Genomic DNA, 6,439 nt, shown 5'->3' with positions numbered 1-6,439 from the left:
CGCTGAAAGCATCTAAGCGTGAAACCAGCCTTAAGATGAGGTCTGTCATTCGAAAGAAGTAAGGCCCCTTGGAGATTACAAGGTAGATAGGCCAGATGTGGAAGTGGAGTAATCCATGCAGCTGACTGGTACTAATAGGCCGAGGACTTGACTTAACAACCTCGTTTGCATGAAGTGCAAACATCGATAAGACTAATGCGCAGTCTTTCTTCTGTGAAGTTTTCAGGGAATATATCTCTAATGAGAAGTAACGTTATTATGAGGTTCTTCGCTATCGCTCAGAACTAAGCGATTCACGCAAGTTCTAGCGTCGCGATGCTCCTAATAAGTTGGTTCTCTGCTTAACATCGCGGGATGGAGCAGTTGGTAGCTCGTCGGGCTCATAACCCGAAGGTCACAGGTTCAAGTCCTGTTCCCGCAACCAATTATTATATGGTGGCTGTGGTGAAGTGGTTAACACGCCGGATTGTGGCTCCGGTACTCGAGGGTTCGAGACCCTCCAGTCACCCCAATTTTATAGCTATTTAAAACATGTAGGGCAGAAATCTATCTAACTTGATAGGATTCTGCCCTTGTTTTTCAAAAAAAGCATTATTATTAAAGAAGTTTACAGGTGCAGGCAGGCCATGTATTGACAACGCTCGCTATCTGCGTAGCTTTACGCGTTGATAGGTGTGATGTTGGTCACTGCAGATTAATGGCGCATTCTCTATACTTAAAGCTAACAAAGAGACAAAGGAGTTGGCGCTATGCAACTTTGGCAATGGTTTTGCAATCTGGGGAGAAAAAAGGCCAAGCAAGAGGTTGTTTTTTGGCGTAAACGGCAAAGGGGTAAAATCGAACCAGTGTCAGGTGTTGAGGTTTGTACTCGTTTATGTGGTCAAGCTGGTTGCCAGTGCGGTGGAACTATGCGCGGGTTATACTGTGTGTGGTCATATTATCGTGATAAATAAATTATAACAGTGGAAGGAAATTAATGATATATGCAGAAATAATTCGTATGAGTTGTTAATAGACAACTCCGCTATTTGGTGGAAAAGGCCGAAGTGGTAAGATTTCACCCTCGATATATTGACACTGCCTAGGGTAGACTGATATTATAGACATAATCGAAATATATTTTTCCGATAGAGGCGCGGCAGAGCAAGAGTAAGTATGAAGAGTTGGCAGCGATGACCATACTGAAAGGGGCTGACCGCCGAAGTGAAGGTTTTTGCCAAAAACTTTTTGCTGGTCTTGCATTTAATAAATGCAAGACTGTCACCTGTGGTTATGGTGGAGAGCTATCTTGCAGCTGATGAGAGTATTCTCTTGTCTTTAAGCAGTTTGCGGGAGTTAGCGCAAACTGCTTTTTACATTAAAAATAGTTAATAATAAAGGTAGGCGAAACAATTGGCTGAAAAAAAATTACCATTTACAAAAGAGCAAGTAGCAGAAGTGATTACGCAGTATCCAACACCGTTTCATATTTATGATGAGGCAGCCATTAGGCAGAATGTCCGTAAACTAACAAAAGCTTTTTCTTGGGCACCGGAGTTTAAAGAATATTTTGCTGTAAAGGCTGCTCCGAATCCGTATATTTTGAAAATATTGCGGGAAGAAGGTCTCGGAGCTGACTGCAGCTCACTGCCAGAACTTATTTTAGCAGAAAAAACAGGTATGTTCGGTGAAGAGATCATCTTGACATCGAATGATACTCCGGCTGTCGAATTCAAAAAGGCGCGTGAATTAGGGGCGATCATTAATCTGGATGACATTAGTCATATTGACTATTTAGATAAGCATGCTGGAATTCCAGAGATGATTTGCTTCCGCTATAATCCAGGTCCGCTCAGGGAAGGCGGCAACTCCATTATCGGTAATCCGGAAGATTCTAAATATGGTTTAACGCGTAAACAGCTTTTGGATGGCTACCGGACTATGCAGGCAAGAGGCGTAAAGCGGTTTGGTATTCATACTATGGTCATTTCTAATGAACTTGATCCTAATTATTTCATTGAAACTGCCAATATGATGTTTGACCTCATTATCGAGATTTACCAGACACTGGATATTAAAATTGAGTTTGTTAATTTTGGCGGCGGCATTGGCATTCCCTACCGTCCTGAACAGGAGCCGGTTGATCTCAATGTGATCAGTCAAGGTATTAAGAAGGCATATGAGGCTAAAATTGCGGCCAATGGTCTGGCGCCGCTAAAGATTGCTATGGAGTGCGGTCGGATGATTACCGGGCCTTATGGGTATCTGGTATCGACAGTGTTGCATAAAAAAGAGATCTACAAAAACTATGTAGGCCTAGACTCTTGTATGGCTAACTTAATGCGTCCAGCTTTATATGGTGCTTATCATCATATTACAGTTCTGGGTAAAGAAGAATGGCCATTAGGCTATATCTATGATGTTGCTGGTTCCTTGTGTGAGAATAATGATAAATTTGCTATCAACCGTAAATTGCCGATGATTGATATTGGCGATGTAGTGGTTATTCATGATGCGGGAGCTCATGGTCATGCAATGGGATTTAACTACAATGGTAAGTTGCGGTCAGCGGAATTAATGCTGAAGCCGGATGGAAGTGTCGAACTTATCCGTCGGGCGGAAACAATGGAAGATTACTTTGCTACATTGGATTTTTTGGGTTTGGAGAAATAAGATAGAAATTCACCTGATATTTGTCAGGTGAATTTTTTCTCGTATATATTATAAAATTTCAATTTTTGCCATAACGGAATATCAAGTATATGGGAGGGATGGATATGGCCTTATCGGTATTTGAACTACGCAAGTTTGTTGTACCCGAGTTCATATTTGGGGTAGGAGCAATTGATCTTGCTGGTCAATATGCGGAAAACTTTGGTGCGAAAAAAGTACTAATTGTTACCGACTCTGGTATTATTGAATCCGGGTGGCTGGAGCCTGTGGTGAAAAGTCTCGAAAATCATTCCCTACCTTATGTGGTTTTCCAAGATGTACATAGTAATCCCCGTGACTATGAGGTAATGGCCGGAGCTAGTGTCTACCTTGACAATGGTTGTAACGTGTTAGTGGCAGTTGGTGGTGGCAGTCCGATTGACTGTGCTAAAGGGATTGGGATAGTAGCTACAAATAATTGTCAGATTACCGACGTTGAGGGCGTAGATCGAGTGGTCAGATCTATACCACCACTTATTTGTATCCCGACTACGGCTGGTAGCTCTGCCGATGTTTCGCAATTTACCATTATTGCCGATAGTATGCGAAAAACTAAAATGGCTATTGTTAGTAAGACGTTAGTACCTGATGTTGCACTGATTGATCCTGCCACACTTACCACTATGTCTTCCTATCTGACAGCCTGTACTGGAATGGATGCTCTGTGTCATGCTATTGAGGCTTTTGTTTCTAAAGCCAGTTCTCCTTTAACCGACCTTCATGCCCTAAAAGCAGTGGAGTTGCTTAGCCAATATCTGGCATTAGCAGTCCGTGATCCAGAAAATCTTGAATATCGCAGCTATACTATGTTAGGAAGTTTATCAGCAGGTATGGCTTTTTCCAATGCCATACTAGGTGCCGTTCATGCTATGGCACATAGTCTTGGCGGCATGTTTGATTTACCTCATGGTGAGTGTAACGCCATTTTGTTAAAGCATGTTATGGCCTATAACTTCCCAGCGTGTCGGGAGTCCTATGAAAAAATCGGGGAAGCTATGGGGCTGTCGTTGAGAGATTTGTCTGCACCCCAGCGGGAAAAGCTCATCTTATCAACAATTGATTCTTTACGGGAACAGTTAGGGATTACCAAGACATTAAGCGATGTTGGGGTTACAGAGGCCGATATCCCAGTTTTGGCGAAAAATACTCTTGGTGATCCTTGTTTATCGACAAATCCATGTGTGCCGACACTCAAGGAAATAGAGGAGATCTTTCGTCATGCCTTATGATGCTCATGTTGATAAATTGCGGGATAAGCTGATTGGTCTTGGGGACAAGTCGATTCGTAAGAATTATTATCCAGAGTTACAACGCCGCATGGATGAATTGGAGCAATTAAATTCCGAACTGGAACAACGAGTGGCCGAACGGACGGCCGAACTGGCTGCTGCCAATAAAGAGTTAGAGGCATTTTGTTATTCTGTATCCCATGATTTGCGGGCACCTCTGCGTAGTATTGATGGCTTTAGTTTAGCTGTGCTGGAGGATTATGGGCATCTTTTAGATGAAGATGGGCAGGGGTATTTGCAACGAGTTCGACTGGCAAGTCAGCGTATGGCAGAATTGATTGACGGGTTGCTCAATTTGTCTCGGCTCACCCGTAGTGAGATTGTCAGACAAGAAGTAGATTTGAGCACTATCGCCCAGGAGGTAGCAGAGGTACTTAAGCAAGCACACACTGACCGGGAGGTATGTGTTAGTATCGAGCCTGATTTAAAGGCTCATGGTGACAGTGGGATGTTACGCATACTATTTGAAAATCTGCTGGGGAATGCATTTAAATTTACTGCCAATCGTACAGATGCAAGAGTGGAGATTGGCAAAATGGTGGATAAAGAATCTGATCGAACGATTTTTTATGTACGTGACAATGGTGCAGGTTTTGATATGGTGTATGCAGATAAATTATTTGGGGCTTTCCAACGCCTGCACACAATACATGAATTTCCCGGAAATGGAATAGGCTTAGCTACAGTACAACGCATAATTAACCGTCATGGCGGAGAAATCTGGGCTCATGGAGAAATCGGACAAGGGGCGACATTTTTCTTTAACCTATTAAGAAAAATGTAAAAAAATTCATGATAAAGATCAAAAATTTCCTCTTCCAAAATTAGTAAATATGTTTTATAATGTTAATTGTTGTTAATATAAGGAAATTATTTAGTGGAGGGCGCGTTTGTTGTTAGATAATATCGAGAGAATTACCATTAATGATATCATAGAGACTTTACGCGAAAAAATGCATTCCCTTGCTGCGGCCTATGGCTTGTCACATCCTCAAGTATTAGAAATCAGCCGATTATTGGATTGCGAGATAGGGAAATTTTACCGTCAGCAACACAATCTTAATAGTTAAGTAGGAAGTACTTACTTGGGAGTTGGATGAGTTGACTGATTTAAGCAGAGTTTTAGCAGGAATAGAAGAACAACTGTCTGTACCTGCCAGTTTGTTGAAAGAGATTGCTGAACGGTTTCAAGCGGCAATGACTGCTGGTTTGGCTGGTAAGCCAAGTTCTCTAAAAATGCTGCCTTCCTATATTGGTGTTCCCACAGGTCGGGAGCAAGGCACAGTAGTTGCTGTTGACTTTGGCGGTACAAATGTACGGGTGTTGCTGATTACACTTACAGGAGATGGGCAGGTTCATATTAGTAACAGGCGGTCCTTTCTTCTGAAAGATAAACGGAAAAATTATGACTTTACAACTGCGTCTGCGTCAGGGATGCAGTTATTTGACTTTATAGCCGAAAAAATTGCTGAAATCGTGCCAACTACGGATAAAACGTATCCATTGGGTCATACTTTTTCATTTCCTTGTCACCAGTATGATATTAACGAAGCAGAATTAATTAGTTGGACAAAGGAGATCAAGACAGCGGGAGTTGAAGGACAGAATGTCGGGCAGTTATTGCAAGCTGCATTAGAGCGCAAAAAAATCTCCTATGTTTATCCACAGGCGATAATCAATGATACTACCGGTACCTTGTTAACCGCTGCCTACAGGGATAATGCTACTGATATCGGTGCTATTTGCGGTACCGGACATAACAGTTGTTATCTTGAACCAGGTCATCCTCTAACTAACAAGCCGATGATCGTTAATATGGAATCAGGTAATTTTAGCCAAATAATGCAAACTAAATACGATTTATGTTTGGATCAGGATAGTGAAAAACCGGGGGCGCAACGTCTGGAGAAGCAGACTTCAGGACAATATTTAGGTGAAATTGTTCGAATCATTGTCAGCAGCTTGGTGGCTGATGGTCACATGGCCGGAGAGCCTGCCAATACATTGCATCTTCCATATTCCGTGCGGACAGAAGATCTTTCAACAATACTTGCTGATCATACAGCAGGATTAGAGGCTGTAGCTGAAGTTGTTGCTGCTTGTTGGAACTTAGGTAATCTAACACTAGGCGAGCTTGCAGCTCTGCAAACCATTGCCAGACTTGTTGCTATTCGGTCTGCCAGGCTAGTGGCTGCTACTTGGGCTGGCGTATTGTATAGGATTGATCTGGAGCTTAGCCGGTCACATACTATTGCGGTTGACGGGTCATTATACGAAAAAATGCCTGGATATGCCGAGTATTTGGCGCAGGCGATGAATGATATATGGGGCATAGGGGCCAAAAAGGTTACTATTCGCCTCAGTAAAGATGGTTCCGGTATTGGTGCAGCCATTGCGGCTGCCACAGTCTATAATTCGCAGTAAATATAAAAAATATCGCTGCGCTGTTGACATTTTTT

Annotated in this window: 6 protein-coding genes, 2 tRNA genes, 1 rRNA gene and 1 riboswitch (1 of these 10 cut by a window edge); all 9 genes read left to right on the top strand. The window is 42.5% G+C overall.

What is annotated here, in order from left to right; translation table 11 throughout:
• Window positions 1–155: ribosomal RNA gene (locus tag ACZ449_RS13335) — 23S ribosomal RNA — on the top strand (it extends 2,760 nt beyond the left edge of the window).
• 193 nt (window positions 156–348) lie between these two features.
• A tRNA-Met gene (locus tag ACZ449_RS13330) sits at window positions 349–424 on the top strand.
• Between the two features lie 11 nt (window positions 425–435).
• Window positions 436–511, top strand: a tRNA-His gene (locus tag ACZ449_RS13325).
• Window positions 512–749: 238 nt separating this feature from the next.
• Window positions 750–953, top strand: coding sequence for a hypothetical protein (locus ACZ449_RS13320; RefSeq protein WP_464261476.1), 204 nt, complete (start codon window positions 750–752; stop codon window positions 951–953).
• 167 nt (window positions 954–1,120) lie between these two features.
• Window positions 1,121–1,294, top strand: a riboswitch (Lysine riboswitch).
• A gap of 98 nt (window positions 1,295–1,392) precedes the next feature.
• The gene (locus ACZ449_RS13315) at window positions 1,393–2,652 is read left to right on the top strand and encodes a diaminopimelate decarboxylase family protein (protein WP_464261475.1); all 1,260 of its coding nucleotides are present in this window, start codon (window positions 1,393–1,395) and stop codon (window positions 2,650–2,652) included.
• A gap of 104 nt (window positions 2,653–2,756) precedes the next feature.
• A complete protein-coding gene (gene ercA / locus ACZ449_RS13310; RefSeq protein WP_464261474.1) occupies window positions 2,757–3,920 on the top strand; it encodes an alcohol dehydrogenase-like regulatory protein ErcA in 1,164 nt (387 codons plus the stop codon).
• Entirely contained in the window at window positions 3,910–4,764 is an 855-nt protein-coding gene (locus ACZ449_RS13305; protein ID WP_464261473.1) for a sensor histidine kinase, read from the top strand. Before ercA ends, ACZ449_RS13305 begins: the two co-directional genes overlap by 11 nt.
• A gap of 109 nt (window positions 4,765–4,873) precedes the next feature.
• Window positions 4,874–5,050, top strand: a complete 177-nt coding sequence (locus ACZ449_RS13300) for a Spo0E family sporulation regulatory protein-aspartic acid phosphatase (RefSeq protein WP_464261472.1) — start codon at window positions 4,874–4,876, stop codon at window positions 5,048–5,050.
• 31 nt (window positions 5,051–5,081) lie between these two features.
• A complete protein-coding gene (locus ACZ449_RS13295; protein WP_464261471.1) occupies window positions 5,082–6,404 on the top strand; it encodes a hexokinase family protein in 1,323 nt (440 codons plus the stop codon).
• The last annotated feature ends 35 nt before the right edge of the window (window positions 6,405–6,439 follow it).

The organism is Desulfosporomusa polytropa (assembly GCF_055380075.1).
Note: the sequence above shows the minus strand (reverse complement) of the source record. Positions and strands in the feature narration are given on the sequence as shown.

Bases quoted from the DNA above. Each gene is read 5' to 3' on its own strand.
- ACZ449_RS13320 (WP_464261476.1), top strand. From the start codon at position 750: ATGCAACTTTGGCAATGGTTTTGCAATCTGGGGAGAAAAAAGGCCAAG.
- ercA (WP_464261474.1), top strand. From the start codon at position 2,757: ATGGCCTTATCGGTATTTGAACTACGCAAGTTTGTTGTACCCGAGTTC.
- ACZ449_RS13305 (WP_464261473.1), top strand. From the start codon at position 3,910: ATGCCTTATGATGCTCATGTTGATAAATTGCGGGATAAGCTGATTGGT.